This is a genomic window from Halarsenatibacter silvermanii, assembly GCF_900103135.1.
GTDB classification, from domain to species: Bacteria; Bacillota; Halanaerobiia; order Halanaerobiales; family Halarsenatibacteraceae; genus Halarsenatibacter; species Halarsenatibacter silvermanii.
In genome coordinates this window covers 150,237-164,945 of record NZ_FNGO01000001.1, presented here as the reverse complement: position 1 = coordinate 164,945, position 14,709 = coordinate 150,237, and the positions used below count along the sequence as shown (strand labels likewise).

At 50.5% G+C, this 14,709-nt stretch carries 15 protein-coding genes and 1 riboswitch; of the genes, 14 read left to right on the top strand and 1 reads right to left on the bottom strand.

The window, feature by feature from the left end:
- Positions 1 to 8 precede the first annotated feature (8 nt).
- The 9 genes from cbiR to thiM all read left to right on the top strand — a co-directional run bounded on the left by cbiR (position 9) and on the right by thiM (position 7,612).
- Positions 9 to 914 (top strand): cobamide remodeling phosphodiesterase CbiR, encoded by a 906-nt coding sequence (cbiR, locus tag BLT15_RS00740; RefSeq protein WP_089757688.1) that lies wholly within the window; start codon positions 9 to 11, stop codon positions 912 to 914.
- 15 nt (positions 915 to 929) lie between these two features.
- Positions 930 to 2,210 (top strand): MFS transporter, encoded by a 1,281-nt coding sequence (locus BLT15_RS00735; RefSeq protein WP_089757686.1) that lies wholly within the window; start codon positions 930 to 932, stop codon positions 2,208 to 2,210.
- Between the two features lie 160 nt (positions 2,211 to 2,370).
- A complete protein-coding gene (locus tag BLT15_RS00730) occupies positions 2,371 to 3,102 on the top strand; it encodes a glycerophosphodiester phosphodiesterase (RefSeq protein ID WP_089757684.1) in 732 nt (243 codons plus the stop codon).
- Between the two features lie 31 nt (positions 3,103 to 3,133).
- Positions 3,134 to 3,697: a glycerol-3-phosphate responsive antiterminator gene (locus tag BLT15_RS00725; protein ID WP_089757683.1), complete on the top strand. Its 564-nt coding sequence runs from the start codon at positions 3,134 to 3,136 to the stop codon at positions 3,695 to 3,697.
- A gap of 216 nt (positions 3,698 to 3,913) precedes the next feature.
- The gene (locus BLT15_RS00720; RefSeq protein WP_089757681.1) at positions 3,914 to 4,120 is read left to right on the top strand and encodes a tautomerase family protein; all 207 of its coding nucleotides are present in this window, start codon (positions 3,914 to 3,916) and stop codon (positions 4,118 to 4,120) included.
- A 66-nt stretch (positions 4,121 to 4,186) separates the two neighbouring features.
- On the top strand, positions 4,187 to 4,948 hold the full coding sequence (locus BLT15_RS00715; RefSeq protein ID WP_159429746.1) for an HAD family hydrolase: 762 nt from the start codon (positions 4,187 to 4,189) through the stop codon (positions 4,946 to 4,948).
- Positions 4,949 to 4,978: 30 nt separating this feature from the next.
- Positions 4,979 to 5,087, top strand: a riboswitch (TPP riboswitch).
- 137 nt (positions 5,088 to 5,224) lie between these two features.
- Positions 5,225 to 6,097, top strand: a complete 873-nt coding sequence (thiD, locus tag BLT15_RS00710; protein WP_089757677.1) for a bifunctional hydroxymethylpyrimidine kinase/phosphomethylpyrimidine kinase — start codon at positions 5,225 to 5,227, stop codon at positions 6,095 to 6,097.
- Positions 6,094 to 6,759: a thiamine phosphate synthase gene (gene thiE, locus BLT15_RS00705; protein WP_089757674.1), complete on the top strand. Its 666-nt coding sequence runs from the start codon at positions 6,094 to 6,096 to the stop codon at positions 6,757 to 6,759. The genes thiD and thiE overlap by 4 nt, the downstream gene beginning before the upstream one ends.
- Complete coding sequence (gene thiM, locus BLT15_RS00700) at positions 6,740 to 7,612, top strand: hydroxyethylthiazole kinase (RefSeq protein ID WP_089757672.1); 873 nt, start codon at positions 6,740 to 6,742, stop codon at positions 7,610 to 7,612. The genes thiE and thiM overlap by 20 nt, the downstream gene beginning before the upstream one ends.
- A 233-nt stretch (positions 7,613 to 7,845) precedes the next feature.
- On the opposite strand, the gene BLT15_RS00695 is transcribed toward thiM, so the two are convergent.
- Entirely contained in the window at positions 7,846 to 8,541 is a 696-nt protein-coding gene (locus BLT15_RS00695) for a class I SAM-dependent methyltransferase (protein ID WP_089757671.1), read from the bottom strand.
- Positions 8,542 to 8,736: 195 nt separating this feature from the next.
- Between BLT15_RS00695 and BLT15_RS00690 the strand changes: the two genes are divergently transcribed.
- From BLT15_RS00690 to BLT15_RS00670, 5 genes are all read left to right on the top strand, one after another.
- Entirely contained in the window at positions 8,737 to 9,486 is a 750-nt protein-coding gene (locus BLT15_RS00690) for a DeoR/GlpR family DNA-binding transcription regulator (RefSeq protein ID WP_143422983.1), read from the top strand.
- Positions 9,487 to 9,602: 116 nt separating this feature from the next.
- Entirely contained in the window at positions 9,603 to 10,751 is a 1,149-nt protein-coding gene (locus BLT15_RS00685; protein WP_089757667.1) for a glycerate kinase, read from the top strand.
- Positions 10,752 to 10,797: 46 nt separating this feature from the next.
- Complete coding sequence (gene ilvD / locus BLT15_RS00680) at positions 10,798 to 12,489, top strand: dihydroxy-acid dehydratase (protein WP_089757666.1); 1,692 nt, start codon at positions 10,798 to 10,800, stop codon at positions 12,487 to 12,489.
- A gap of 101 nt (positions 12,490 to 12,590) precedes the next feature.
- Positions 12,591 to 13,103: a flavin reductase family protein gene (locus tag BLT15_RS00675; protein ID WP_234985446.1), complete on the top strand. Its 513-nt coding sequence runs from the start codon at positions 12,591 to 12,593 to the stop codon at positions 13,101 to 13,103.
- Between the two features lie 108 nt (positions 13,104 to 13,211).
- A complete protein-coding gene (locus BLT15_RS00670; protein ID WP_089757664.1) occupies positions 13,212 to 14,546 on the top strand; it encodes a GntP family permease in 1,335 nt (444 codons plus the stop codon).
- Positions 14,547 to 14,709 lie beyond the last annotated feature (163 nt).

Sequence of the window (14,709 nt, the reverse complement as noted above, 5' to 3'; positions counted from 1 at the left end):
ATTTTGATATGCTAAAAGAACTGGAAGCAAGGATGGGAGTTAACGACTGTTTTACATTCGATAGACTGCGCCGGGAAGGCGGCGAGGAATACAGGCTTGAGCCGGCCGATTATCTGGCCGGCCTGGAAAATATGATCGAGCTGGGTTTTGAACAGGTCGAGATTTTAAGCGATACTCTGCGCCATACAATGTCAAAAGCTGACCGGGAAGAATTATTTTCCCGGCTGGCCGGCTACCGGCAGGAGAATGATATCAGTTTTTCCCTGCACCTGCCTTTCTGGTGGACCGATATCGACAATCCCGATAAAAGAGTCAGGAAAGGTGCTCTAGAGGCCATAAGGCGGAGTATAGCCATAGCTGAACCGGCTGAACCCGAACAGCTGGTGCTGCATGTCTTTCAGAATATGGAAGAAAGGGCGCAGGGGCTGGTTTCCGACATCAGCGTCAGGCAGAGTTTTCTTAAGCGTGTTATGGAAGCAGCTTCCAGAAGTATAGCCGGGATAACCGCCGATCTTGATAAAAGTCGCCGGCTCTGCCTGGAGAATCTGGTAAAAACGGACCCGGATCGTCTGCTCGAGCTGAGCAGGCGTCATGATACTTCTCTGACCTATGATGTCGGCCACGAATTCATCAGGGATGAAAATATTAAACATTATTTTCAGCAGCATCAGAGGCGGATAGCTTCTCTGCACATTCACAACATAAAAGCGGGTGAAAGGCTGCCGGACCGCCCTAAAACCTGCCAGATGCAGGACCACCGGCCGCTGGAGCAGGGTCTGATCGATTATGAGGAGTTTTTATCGTTCCTGGCCGATCTGAGCTTCTCAGGATCGCTGATTACTGAGGTGACAGGCTTAAAACCGGCCTCAGCTTCGGCTGAATACCTCAAGAAGCTGGGACTTATCGGTCCGTGAGGACGGTGAAGTCAGGTGCAGGAATTTAAAAATATCTGCCGCCGCCACCCGGATAAATTGATTTTGTTTGTTATTCTTGCTTTTTCACTGCTCGGAGATTCGATGCTGTATGCTGTCCTGCCTGCTCAGGCCGGCATTATAGGTCTTTCTGTGGGCCAGGTAGGAATTTTACTCAGCATCAACCGGATTATCAGATTTGGTTCTAACTTCTGGGCTGCCTCAATATTCCGGCGCTTCGGAACTGAGATACCTTTTGCCGGGGCGGTTGTGGCCGGCACGGCTACCACAGTGCTGTACGGCTTTCATCAGGGATTTTTGTATCTTCTGGCGATGAGACTTATCTGGGGAATCAGTTATTCTCTGATGAGATTAAAAATTCTTGTCGACATTTTTTCGGAAGATGAATCCGATAGCCGGTCTTCGCAGGAGAGTTCAAAGCCTGAGGAAAATAAAAGTAAAGAGGGCAGGCTTTCAGGTCTATTTCAATCGGTGACCCGAACTGGCGGCCTGGCCGGAATGATTTTAGGCGGTTTTCTGGCCGGTGGTTTTAATTTTACTCTGGCTGCTTACCTGCTGGGAGCTGTCAGCGTGGTAGGTGCGGCACTGCTGCTCTATTTTTACTTTCGCTTTTATGGTGGTGAAGTAAATGATGAAGAAAAGGGTGAGGTGGTGGTCCCGGAAAAAAGTGGTCTGACCTCTCTTTTAAACCTCATTCGCGATCCATCCTTCGCTGCCCTGCTGGCAGCCGGTCTGGCCGTACATTTTACCGCCAGAGGTGTGATAAATTCCAGCTACGGTTTTTATCTGAACCAGCTTTATGGCGATGAAATCGGTATATTAGTCTGGACTGTGAGTATTGCTGCTGTCAGCGGCATGGTGCTATCTTCCCGCTATCTTTTTGATATAGTTTTCAGCCCGTTTATGGGTTATCTCAGCGATATTCTCGACTCCCGGGCACTGCTGAAAATAGCTCTGATCGCACAGGGTATTCTGCTGTTTATCTTTGCCCTGGTCGATATACCATTGGTTGTGCTGTTACTGCCCGGCGCTATTTTTTTGCTGACCAGTCTGCTGGTGGTTCTGCTGTATGTCAACACTGGTAAATTTACGGGTTACAGCCTGCGCAGCCGGATGGCGGGGCTGACTACTGCTGGTGATGTAGGAGCTGCCCTGGGGCCGCTGGCTCTTAACCTGGTCGGACTGGGACTGCCGGTGCAGCGCCTTTATATTCTATGCGCCCTTTTTCTTCTGGGAGCGGCAGCACTTTATCATAGAGATTCGCGACCTGACGGCTGAAAAACTTTGTTTCTTCTTATCAGTTGATAGATATCGCATAAGATCACTATCATGCCTATTTACCGGCCGAAGACAGGGAAAATCAAAATTTTTTTGTGAGTTTGAGTTTACAGAGCTTTAAGAAGTTAATCATAACGATAATGGAGGTTTCACAATAAAAATGAGTTCAAAGATAATTTATCACAGGGGCGATGAGAACAATGCACCGGCCAATACAATTCTGGCCTTTGAGCAGGCGGCTAAAGGCGATGGAGATGGAGTAGAGCTGGATGTGCAGTTTACAGAAGATAACGAGCTGGTCGTTTTCCATGATCAAAAGATCGACAATCATACTAAAGGCAGCGGTTATGTGAGCGATTACAGCCTGAGCGAGCTAAAAAAGATCAAGCTGGAAACGGGCAGCACTGAAAACGGCGAACAATATATCCCCACTCTGGAAGAGACTCTGGCCGTGGTGGAAAATATGGACATGATCAATATTGAGCTAAAACAGCGCGACGGCGATGATCTTGAGCAAGAAAAGAAGCTGGTTCAAGCTCTGGCGGCCCGGGGATTGGAAGAGAAAACCCTGGTTACCAGCTTCAATCACTATACCATCCATAATCTACATGAGATAGCTCCTGATATTAAAAAGGGCATCTTATACTATTCCCGGCTTTACAGGCCCTGGGATTATGCGCGTCAGCTCGGTGCCGACCATCTTATCCCTATGCACAGAACGGTGACCGAAAAAATGCTGTCCGGTGCTCACCGCAACGGGCTGAAAGTCGCTGCTTACGGAACCAATGACCATGACCGCATCGAAAAATTGATCGAGCTGGGTGTCGATATGATCATCACCGATGAGGCGGAGGCTGCCCTTTCACTGCGCGAGGAGTTGACCGGAGAATAAATTTTGCTCGAGCAAAGCGGGAGGAGATAGCATGCAGCATCTCAGTAATTATCTGGAGGATCACCCCGTGATAGCAGGCGTGCGGGGAGAGCAGGCTTTAAAAAGAGCTTTAAATAGCGATGTGATCATTATATTTTTGCTCGAGGCCGATCTTATAAATATACCGGAGATGGTCCGGCGCATTAAAGAAAACGATCAGCTTGTTTTTATTCATCTCGATCTGGTCAAGGGATTGGCCAATGACAGGCAGGCTGTTGATTATCTGGCCGAAAAAGAGCTCTGCGATGGTCTGGTCTCCACCCGGGGCAACGTGATCAGGGCGGCCCGGGAAAAAGATCTTATGGCCGTGCAGAGGCTGTTTTTGCTTGATTCGGCAGCTATCAAAAGCGGCCGGGATATGTTAAATAGCAACAGACCTGACGCGGTAGAAATTTTACCGGGGATAGCCGCTCCCTACTTCATCGAAAGCGTCAAAAAATCCTGTCCCGTAATTGGCGGAGGGCTGATACGAACAAAGGATGAAGTTCAGGAGCTCGTGGATGAAGGTTTATTCGCTGTTTCGACCAGCAAACAAAAACTCTGGCATAAGGACTGATCGACCTGAATTTTTTGCTGATTTTTTGCTGGAACAAGCCGGAGGGCGATAGATCAGGATGTCAGCTTGCAAATTTTACCTAAAATTTATATAATACCCACCGCAGGCAGGTCAGCCTGGCAGCTTTTAGAAGTGGGTAATAGAAGTGGGTAAAAAAGCAGGTAAAAGAACCGGAGAAGCGCTCCTGATAAAAACAGCGATAAGGAGGCTAAAAATATGCCAACTATTCATTTTTACTGCCCTGAGCTGGACGAGGAACAAAAACAGGAGGCCATCGAAGGGCTTACCGAGGTTGGAAGCGAGGTTACCGGCATAGATGAGGATAATTTTGTTGTTTATCTGGAAGAGCGCACGCCGGATATGGTAGGTGTGGGCGGTCAGAAGCTGTCGGATATGCTGGCCGCACAGGAGGAACAGGACTGACTTCTGAGCATTTTCCGGAATCTTTTCGGTTTAAACTTCAGTATTTGTCTACAGGAGGTTTTTGCTTTGTCCGACATCAAGGGAATAGTCTTCGATAAAGATGGTACCATAATAGATTTTTATACCCTCTGGCTGCCCATGGTGGAAAAGACCGCCGAAAAAATCATAGCTGAATTCACCCCGGTAGAGCCCGGCGCGTCTGAATACGAGCGGCTGGAAGCAGGGATTATGGACATTTTCGGTATAGAGACCGATGAAAGCTATATCGATCCCGACGGCAATCTTGCCCAGGCCACGGTTGACCGATCGGCCCGGCAGCTTACTGATTATCTGCTGGAGCAGGATTTTCAGGTCGGATGGTCCAGAATAGAGCTGGAGGATAGAATTTACGGGATAATGGAAAACAGCGTCGATGAGGTAGATTATACTGAAAACCTGCGCGAAACAGCCGATCTGCATGAGCTTTTTTTCAAACTGAAGGAGCGCGGTTATCGGCTGGGACTGGCCACAGCTGATACCAGACCTTCAACTCTGACCATAATGAAAGAGCTGGATATTACCGATTATTTTGAATATATAGCCTGCGGCGATGATGAGATCCCTGACAAGCCCGATCCGGCTGTTCTGGAGAATTTCTGTTCTGAGACGTCTCTGGAATGTTCAGAGGTCGCGATGGTCGGAGATACTCCCACCGATCTAAAAACCGGCCGCCGGGCCGGAGCCGGTCTGGTAGTCGGGGTTTTATGCGGAGTGGGAACCCGGGAAGATCTGGAAGAGCTGGCCGATGAGCTGATTGAAACTCCCAAACGGATTCTGGACGTTATTTGAATCGCTGAAAAGCAAATAAATTTTATATTTGAGCATGACTGGGGGAGCCGGATGATCTGACGGCTGAGACGGGAATTTACCCGATCCCCTCGAACCTGAACAGGATAATGCCTGCGCAGGGAAGTTATGTCCCGGCTTCTGAGATCATCAGCCGGACGGTGAAAATCACGGGGACATAGCCCACCTGCACGGGTTTACAGGGCTGTGTCCCCGTTTTTAAATGTGCATAATGATTTCAGGTTTTTTAACCGGTAAAATCAAAGGGAGGAGATATTCATGGCTGAAACATCCGGATTGAAGAAAGATCCACCCAGAATCCTGACCATTGCCGGGTCTGACTCAGGCGGCGGGGCCGGAATTCAGGCCGATCTTAAGACAATGACAGTACTCAATACTTATGGCATGTCGGTGATAACTGCGGTCACCGCCCAGAACACGCTGGGAGTGCAGGCTGTCAGATCTCTTTCTCCAGAATTTGTAAAGGAGCAGCTGGATTCGGTTTTTTCCGACCTGAACCCAAAAGCCGGTAAGACAGGCATGCTGGCCGATGCGGATATAGTGGAGGTTGTGGCCGATAAATTGAGTGAGTATGATCAATTCGATCTGGTGGTCGATCCGGTCATGGTGGCCACCAGCGGAGATCTGCTGCTGGCAGAGGAGGCGGTGGAAACAGTCCGCCAGAAACTTCTGCCGCAGGCAGCGGTCATAACACCCAATCTGCAGGAGGCCAGAGTACTTTTGTACGGCCAGAAAAAAGCGAAAAAAGAATTTTCGCCGGATAAACTGACCGCCCGGGAAGAACGGGATCTGCTGGCAGAACTGGCCCGGGGACTTTTTGAGATGGGGCCGGGGGCGGTGCTGGTCAAAGGCGGCCATCTGGGAGGAGATGAGGCTTTTGACCTTCTTTTTGATGGAGAAAAAACCGGGGTATTTTCCGCTCCCAGGCTGCCTTCTAACAACACTCACGGAACAGGCTGCACCTATTCTGCCGCCATAGCTGCCTATCTGGCCCGGGGACTGGAGCTGGAAAAAGCGGTGGCGAAGTCCAAAGAATTTATCACCAGCGCTATCAGAACAGGTTTTGAACTGGGCGCGGGTATCGATCCAGTCAACCATCTGGCTGCAGGTGAGGAGGTGGATAAAATATGAGCTCGATTGCCGACCGGGATCTTTATTTGATCACGGAATCGGTTCTGGCTCCTGAGTATACCAGCGTCGACGTGGTGAAAAAGTCTCTGGCCGGCGGGGTGCGTATGGTTCAGCTGCGGGAGAAGGATCTGAATCTGCGCAGTCGTTATCAGCTGGGTCAGAAGCTGCGAAAGATCACCCGGGAGCAGGGGGCCGCTCTGGTAATCAATGACAGGGTCGATCTGGCTATGGCGCTGGAAGCTGACGGCGTGCATCTAGGCCAGCAGGATCTGCCCTATCAGGAGGCCAGAAAATTGCTCGGCCCGGATAAAATCATCGGGGTTTCTGCTTCCAGTCCGGAACAGGTAAAGAAGCTGAATGAGGAGATAGTGGACTATATAGGATTTGGCTCTGTCTTTTCCACGAAATCCAAGCGCCTGGATGCAGAGAGGCAGGCGGTAGGCCTGAAAAAACTCAAAAGAGCAGTTCAGCTCACCGATCTGCCGGTAATGGCTATTGGCGGAATAGCCCCCGATAATGTCGGGGAGGTCGTCCGGGCTGGGGCCACAGGAGCGGCCGTGATAAGTGCTCTCAACCAGGCTGATGATGTGAAAAAGACGGCTGAAGAGATGATCGATAGGATTAACAGGGCCGGGAAAGGGGATGAAGCCGATGTCAGCTGAAGGTGGTTCGAATATCATCGCCGAAAAACTGCTGAAAATTTTGGAAGTTGAGAATCCGCTGGTACACGCTATAACCAATTATGTGACGGTGGCAGATGTGGCCGAGGTGATCAGACTCTGGGGAGCTCTGCCTGTAATGGCTCACTCCCCTCAGGAAAGCGGTGAGATGGCCGCCTCGGCTGAAGCGCTGGTTCTCAATACCGGCACGATAGATGAGAATACCTGTGCCGGCATGCACCGGGCTGCCGAAAGCGCGGCCGCAGAAGATATTCCGATAGTTCTTGATCCTGTAGGAGTCGGATCTACCTCCTATAGAACGGATTTTGTGCGAGAGCTTTTACAGACCCATCACCCGGATATAATCAAGGGAAATGCGGGCGAGATAAGTACTCTGGCCGGCAGGAAAGCCCGGGTAAGAGGGGTTGAATCTCTGGGCGAACATCAGGAGCTGGAAAAAAGTGCCCTTTCTCTGGCGGAAGAATTCAGCTGCGCTGTACTGGTCACGGGGGGTATGGATCTGGCAGTTGATGAGGATTACATATGCCGGCTGGAGGCCGGCAGTCCCCTTCTGGGAAGGATAGTGGGAACAGGCTGTATGCTGGCCGGCACGCTGGGGGCAATGGCAGCTGCTCAAAAAATCCAGAGTGAAAGAGAAAAGAACCGACAGAGAGAAAATTCAAATCTCAGAACAGCTCTTACCGGGGCTGCTGCATTTGCGGCCGCGGCTGATTTGGCTGCAGAAGAAGAGAGCAGTCCGGCCTCGTTCCGCCGGGCTCTGCTGGATAGGATTTATGAGGTCGAGCCCGCGGAGATCAAAAAGTTATCCGAAGTGACCATAATTTCCGGCCCATAATTTCCGTCGACAGGTTTAAGAATTTACAAACGAGCTCAGGGTTATTCTGAGGACAAAAAAGTTCCCGGGAAAAGGGGGCAGTTATTTCCCGGGGTGGTAAGGTCGTAATAGCTGTGCTGCAAAGGAAGTTCGGAGGCACCTCCCCCGACAACTTCCCTCAACTTAATTATACCATAAATTTTAGAGCAGGGGGAGGTATTTTTCAATTTTTTCGGAAACTTCCATCATGGTTTTCAACAGCCGGGTTTTTGCCAGAGCGAACAGAAAAAGCCTCCTCTGACTTCTCTTTTGGCCAGTTCGTTTTCGCGCTCTAAAGAGATCTCCTGGCTTTCGGCATCAGGAGGGATGAAAAGGCATTCCCTGCTTTCCTGAAGAAGCTCTTTTTCTATTTCATTGAGTTCTTCGGGCGAGGTGAAATGAGCCTCGGAGAAAATTGAATCCCGCTTTTGAGCTCTTTCTCTGTAGGCCTCTCCCCAGGCGGAATTTTTATTGATCGTGCCGATCAAAACTTCACCGCCGGGCTTGACCGTTTTCAGCAGTTCCCGCACGAACTTTTCCTTGCTGTCGTCCTCAATGAACTCCACAGCCGCCATGGAAATAGCATGATCGAAACTTTCCGCCGGAAACTCCAGATCGATTGCGTCCATCCTGGCGAATTCGATATCCAGATCTTCATCCAGTCTTTCAACTTTATTCCGGGCTTTTTCGAGCATGGACGCGGAAACATCGACGCCGACCACGCTCAGACCGCGGCGGGCTAATTTTATGCTGAAATTCCCCGTGCCGCAGCCAGCATCGAGCACTCTGCTGCCGGCCTCAGGTTCGAAGAGAGAAAAAGCCAGCCGGGTTTCTACTTTATCAGCAAAAGCCCCCAGTTCGGTCTCGTACCAATCATCATATTCTTCAGCTTCTTCGTCGTCAAATATCATAATCTCCTCCTTTGCTTTATTATTCGTGATTGAAGCTGGATGTGCCTGCCAGAAAATCCGGAAAAGTAAATCCTCTTCAATCTCAAACTTTTTAAGCAGTTAAAGTATGAGCACTTGACAGTAAAATTAAAAATTTTTATAATAAACATATATTGTTTTTGCAGAAAACATGATATTTCAGTCCGGGGTGATATTATGGGCAAAACGAACAGGCGAAAGAGTATTCTGGAGAAATTAAAAACGGATGGCAGGGTCAGAGTCAAAGAGCTGGCCGAAGAATTTCAGGTTTCCGAGATGACCATAAGGAGAGATCTGGAGTATCTGGAGGATAAAAATGAGATACTCCGGACCAGGGGAGGGGCAGTCAGCCGGAGCGAGACGCCTTTTCCCAGAAAACGCATCCGCAATATGGATAAAAAAAGGCAGATAGCCGATAAAGCCCGGGATTTCATAGCCTCCGGTCAAACTCTCATTCTGGACGCCGGCACAACCACTTTAGCTCTGGCGCAAAATATAAAGTTCAGCCAGGAGCTGACGGTAATAACAAATGATCTCAATATAGCGGGGGAGCTTTTCAGCTTTGCCAACATAACTCTCTACTTTGCCGGAGGATTGATACAGACGGAAGTGGGTTCGGCCATCGGACCTCATGCCGAGAAATTTTTTGATGAATTTTACGTCGATTTAGCCTTTATCGGCACTTCTTCTCTGACGGAGGATTTTGATCTCACCACTCCCACGCCCGAAAAAGCAGCTCTCAAAAGAAAGATGATAGATTCGGCGGACAGATCTTTTCTGCTGGCTGATCATACCAAATACAGAAAGAAATCGGTGCACAGGGTGTGTCATCTGAGCAGTCTGGATTATTTTATCTGCGATGATGAGAAAACGGAACTTTTAGAGAAGAGAATAGCAGATGAGGCCCCGGAAATTGAATTGAATTAAAGTTGAACTTGATTTATAAATCATAAAAAATTAAAAATATTACAAATTAGAGCCCCTTCTTCTTATCAGTTGATAGATATCGTGAAAGATCACTATCACAGAGGAGATGATAACAGGTGAAAATTGTGATTGCTCCCGATTCTTTTAAAGGAAGTCTAACAGCTCTCGAGGCCGCCCGGGCTGTCAGTGAGGGCATAAACCGGGTCGAGCCCGAAGCAGAATGTATAGAAGTTCCGATGGCTGATGGCGGCGAAGGCACCGTACAGGCTCTGGTCGATGCCCATCAGGGCGAAATCGTTCACAGAGAAGTTACCGGTCCGACCGGAGAACGGGTAAAAGCCCATTTTGGCGACCTGGGCGATGGTCGTGCGGTTATAGAGATGGCGGCCGCGTCCGGAATAACCTACGTCGATGTCGAAAGCGTCGATCCCGGGCGAACTACCACTTATGGCACCGGCGAGCTCATTGCCGCGGCTCTGGACAGAGGTGCTGAACATATTATCGTCGGCATTGGCGGCAGCGCCACCATGGATGCCGGGGTGGGTATGCTGCAGGCTCTGGGTTATGAGTTTAAGACCGAGAGCGGCGAAGAAGCAGAATTTGGCGGCGGCGAGCTGGGCAAAATAGTCGAAGTAAAGACCGGAAACGTCGATGAAAGGCTTGCCGGAACAAAGATAGAAGTTGCCTGCGATGTCTCCAATCCTCTTTACGGACCTGAGGGAGCCGCCCGGGTTTACGGCCCCCAGAAAGGGGCCATCCCTGAAATGGTGGAAGAAATAGATGAGAACATGAAAAAATTTAACGAGAGAATTTTTAAGGAGGAGTTTGGAATCGACGCTCAGCAGGTATCCGGAGCCGGAGCGGCCGGCGGATTGGGGGCAGGATTTTCCTGTGTGCTGGAGGCTGAAATGAGGCTGGGTGCTGAGATTGTGAGCGAAGCCAATGAGCTGAAAAAATATCTGGAGAGCGCAGAGCTGGTGATCACCGGTGAGGGTCAGATAGACAGTCAGACCGTACATGATAAAGCTCCCAGACATGTCACCGAGACGGCGAAGGAAGACAGACCCGGGCGGCCTGTGATCTGTATAGCCGGATCGCTGGGGGAGGGATACAGGAAGAATTACGAGTACGGTCTGGAGGCGATTTTTTCTATCATAGACAGACCGGACAGCCTCGAATCGATAGGCGTCCGGGCTGAAAAACTTCTGGCCGACACGGCTGAAAATGTCATGCGTCTGGTCGGCCTCAGCCGGGAACAGGTTTGAAATTTCAGGGGTTTGAATAGGATTTCAATAACAGAGGAGTGATAGCATGAAAAGGCGCAGCGATGAAGTGACCAGCATACCGGAGAATTCGATGCAGCGCGGACTCTTTAAATCGATGGGATTTGACGATGAAGCACTGGAGCGTCCCCTGATCGGGGTGGCCAACAGCTGGAATCAGCTGGTGCCGGGCTCATATAATCTCGATCGGGTGGCAGAAGCGGTTAAGGACGGCATCTGGCAGGCCGGCGGGACGCCGCTGGAATTCGGAGTTATCTCCGCCTGTGATGGCATAGCGCAGGGCAATGATGGCATGCATTATATTCTGCCGACCCGGGAGGTGATCGCCAACAGCGTCGAGCTCATGGTTCAGGCCCATAGGCTTGATGCGGTGGTGCTTCTGGGTTCCTGTGATAAAATCGTACCGGGTATGCTGATGGCGGCCGCCCGGCTGGAGATCCCCTCCATCCTGCTGCCCGGAGGTCCCATGGAGGGAGGCATGTGTTTTGACGGCCGCACATCGGATATCACCTCGCTGACCGAGGCTCTGGGCATGCTAGAAAACGGCGAGATAACTCTGGAGGAGTACCGGGAGCTGGAGGATAAAGCCGGCCCCACCTGCGGTTCCTGTTCTTTTCTGGGCACAGCCAACACCATGTCGGCTCTGGCCGAGGCACTGGGCATGACGGTGCCCGGCGGCGGGACAGCGCTGGCGACCTCGGCCCGGCGGACGAGGCTGGCCCGTAAGACCGGCCGCAATATCGTCGATCAGGTGGAAGAGGACATAACTTCTGACGAGATCATCACCGAGAAATCTTTAAAAAACGCGGTGCGGACCATTATAGCTTTCGGCGGGTCGACGAATGCCGTTCTGCACCTGATGGCGCTGGCCAGCGAGGCCGGGGTCGACCTCTCTATCGATGTATTCGAAAAGTACAGCCGTGAAACTCCCTATCTGGCCAGAATCTATCCCTCGACCGATGAATACAATGTTCCTGATTTTGAGCGAGCCGGCGGAGTTCAGGCACTTTATAAGAGTCTGCAGGATTATCTGGATGGCGATGCTCTCGCCGTCAACGGCTGCACTGTGGAGGAGAATTTTCGGGGAGCGGAAATAGAGAATGAAGATTTGATTCGGACGCCTGACAACCCTCATGAAGGAGAGGGGGGAGTGGCGATACTTCGGGGCAATATCGCCCCCAACACCGGCGTTTCCAAGCCTTCGGCCATACATCCTGATATGCATAAATTTACCGGCCGGGCCAGGGTATTCAACTCTGAAGAGGAGGCCAATCAGGCCATCAGCGGGGACGAGATAGAATCTGGCGATGTGCTGGTCATAAAGTACGAAGGGCCTAAAGGTGGACCCGGCATGAGGGAGATGTATAAGCCGCTCAAGCTGCTTTACGGTAAGGGGCTGGCTCTAAAGACAGCTCTGATCACCGACGGACGTTTTTCCGGGACCAACAACGGCTGTTTTGTCGGCCATATCTCTCCCGAGGCCTATGAAGGTGGGCCGCTGGCCGCCGTGCAGGAAGGCGACAAAATAACCATAGATATTCCAGAACGCTCACTCCATCTGCATGTTGATGATGAGGAGATTTCCCGCCGGCTGGAGGAGTGGGAGCGTCCCTCCCTCAAAATAGATAGTGGTTATCTGGCCACCTACGCTTCGCTGGCCGAATCGGCTGATAAAGGAGCGGTCATCCGACCTGAAACATCCACGGAAGGCGGCAGCTGAGAGATTTAAAATTTCTGCTGCTCGCTTCTTGCCGGGATTGATGGCTTTTAATTCCGGCAGAAAAAGCCGAAAGAATCTGCAGCGGGAAAGGAGGTGAGAGATTGCAGCTGACCGAAATCGAATACAATGAATATCTGACTGAGGTGACAGAAGCCCTGGACAGCGGAGGCTTTCTGACGGTTCAGAACAGCGGCGAACTCAACACAATGACCATAGGCTGGGCTTCTCTGGGAATCATCTGGCGGGTTCCGATGCTGCTGGTTCTGGTGAGAGAGTCGCGTCACACTTTTAAACTGATCGAAAAAGCCGATGAATTCACCGTCAGCATACCATTTTCCGGCCTGGAGGAGGAGCTTGAGTTTTGCGGTTCCCGTTCCGGCCGCAATTATGACAAGTTCGCTGAATGTGACCTGGAAAAACTTTCAGGAAATGAGGTACATACTCCGCTCATCGGTGGCTGTGATGTTCATTATGAATGTTCGCTGGAATACAGTCAGAGCATGGATAAGGAGCTTGTTAAAAGCGAGGTGCTGGAAGATTGTTATCCAGACTGGGATATGCACACGCTTTATTTTGGCAGAATACTCAATTGCCTGCGCGAAGAGACCGGTTAAAACTTTAAGCAGCTGTCAGCTGATTGCGACAGGATCATAAGTCCTCTTTTTGAGAAGAGCGCAGTAAAAATGTCGGATTTATAATTCAACGAGGGGTGTAATTAAATAATGCTGCTTTTACACGTTGGAATTGCGGTTTTCATAATTCTTATTTTGATAATGAAGTTCGAGCTCAATCCTGCCATGACCCTGATCATAGCCTCGATCTATTATGGTCTGGCAGTAGGACTGGGTTTTGAAGCGACTGTAGACGCCATCGGCACCGGTTTCGGGGATATGATGGCATCCATCGGCCTTCCCATCGGTTTCGGTATCATGCTCGGTCAGCTGCTGGCAGCCTGCGGTGGAATTCATTCCATCGCCAATAAGCTTCTGGATATTTTTGGCGAGGATAAGGCTTCCTTTGCCACCGCCGGCACCGGATTTATAGGATCAATTCCTGTATTTTACGATGTTGTTTATGTTATAATTATTCCCATCGCCCGCAGTATGTCCAAGCTGACAGGCAGGACCATCGCTCTTTTTGTAGCAGCTCTGGTTTCCGGAGCGCTCGCAACTCATATGCTGGTTCCACCTACTCCCGGTCCGCTGGCTCTGGCCGAGATGCTGGAGATAGACCTGGGTCTGATGATAGGAGTCGGCGCGGTGGCCGGCGTGCTGCTGGTCATTCTCTCTGTTTATATCTACAAAATTTTCTTTCTGGACAGAGGCTTTTTCAATCCTGAGAAGGATCTCGATCATGCCGCCATCGAAGATATGGAAGAAGCTGATGATATGAGACCTGAAGAGCTGCCCGGATTTGCCAGCTCCATGCTGCCGATTTTAGCTCCGGTACTCCTGATTCTGACAGGTACTGTGAGCGAGGCTGTTTACGGGGAGACACCTCCTTTCATTCACTTCATCTCCAGTTCGACCATAGCTCTGCTGATAGGTGCTCTCCTGGCCTATATGGTGGCCTCCTCTCATCTGGATAAAGATGCTGTCAATCAGGCGCTCTCAAAGGCTATGTCTTCCGCTGGTCTGGTGCTTTTGATAACAGGTGCCGGCGGCAGCTTCGCCGAAATGCTCGATGTTTCGGGAGTAGCAGAAGTTATAGAATCCACAGCGGAAGGATTTGGTATTAATCTTATCCTTCTGGCCTGGTTGACCGCATTTTTGCTCAGAATCGCCCAGGGATCTGGTACCGTCGCCATACTGACTGCCGGCGGACTGATGGCACCGGTTATCGGCGGTACAGACGTCAGCCCCATCTGGGTGGCTATGGCCATAGGTACCGGCGGTCTCTGTCTCGGGCATGTCAATGACAGCGGTTTCTGGATAACCACCAAACTTTCCGGTCTGACCACCCGGGGAGGTCTCAAAACCTACACGGTTGTGACGGGAATCATAGGTGTGCTAGGTCTGATTATTGCATTTTTGGGATCGCTTATTATCCCTATTTGATCACAGTTTGGAGCTGAGATAATCTCAGGTCAGGCGCGGTTCGCAAATTGAAATTCGGCAGAAAATAGCTTAATCAGGCAGCCCGGAATTTGCAGATCATCTGAGTTTATCAGGGTCTGCTGAACGAATTTCGGGCTGCCCCAAAATTTTGTCACCAGGGAGA

Excerpts from the sequence above, each read along its gene's own strand:
- cbiR (WP_089757688.1), top strand. The coding sequence starts at position 9 with ATGCTAAAAGAACTGGAAGCAAGGATGGGAGTTAACGACTGTTTTACA.
- BLT15_RS00730 (WP_089757684.1), top strand. The coding sequence starts at position 2,371 with ATGAGTTCAAAGATAATTTATCACAGGGGCGATGAGAACAATGCACCG.
- thiD (WP_089757677.1), top strand. The coding sequence starts at position 5,225 with ATGGCTGAAACATCCGGATTGAAGAAAGATCCACCCAGAATCCTGACC.
- thiM (WP_089757672.1), top strand. The coding sequence starts at position 6,740 with ATGAAGCCGATGTCAGCTGAAGGTGGTTCGAATATCATCGCCGAAAAA.
- BLT15_RS00670 (WP_089757664.1), top strand. The coding sequence starts at position 13,212 with ATGCTGCTTTTACACGTTGGAATTGCGGTTTTCATAATTCTTATTTTG.
- ilvD (WP_089757666.1), top strand. The coding sequence starts at position 10,798 with ATGAAAAGGCGCAGCGATGAAGTGACCAGCATACCGGAGAATTCGATG.
- BLT15_RS00720 (WP_089757681.1), top strand. The coding sequence starts at position 3,914 with ATGCCAACTATTCATTTTTACTGCCCTGAGCTGGACGAGGAACAAAAA.
- BLT15_RS00695 (WP_089757671.1), bottom strand. The coding sequence starts at position 8,541 with ATGATATTTGACGACGAAGAAGCTGAAGAATATGATGATTGGTACGAG.
- thiE (WP_089757674.1), top strand. The coding sequence starts at position 6,094 with ATGAGCTCGATTGCCGACCGGGATCTTTATTTGATCACGGAATCGGTT.
- BLT15_RS00690 (WP_143422983.1), top strand. The coding sequence starts at position 8,737 with ATGGGCAAAACGAACAGGCGAAAGAGTATTCTGGAGAAATTAAAAACG.
- BLT15_RS00725 (WP_089757683.1), top strand. The coding sequence starts at position 3,134 with ATGCAGCATCTCAGTAATTATCTGGAGGATCACCCCGTGATAGCAGGC.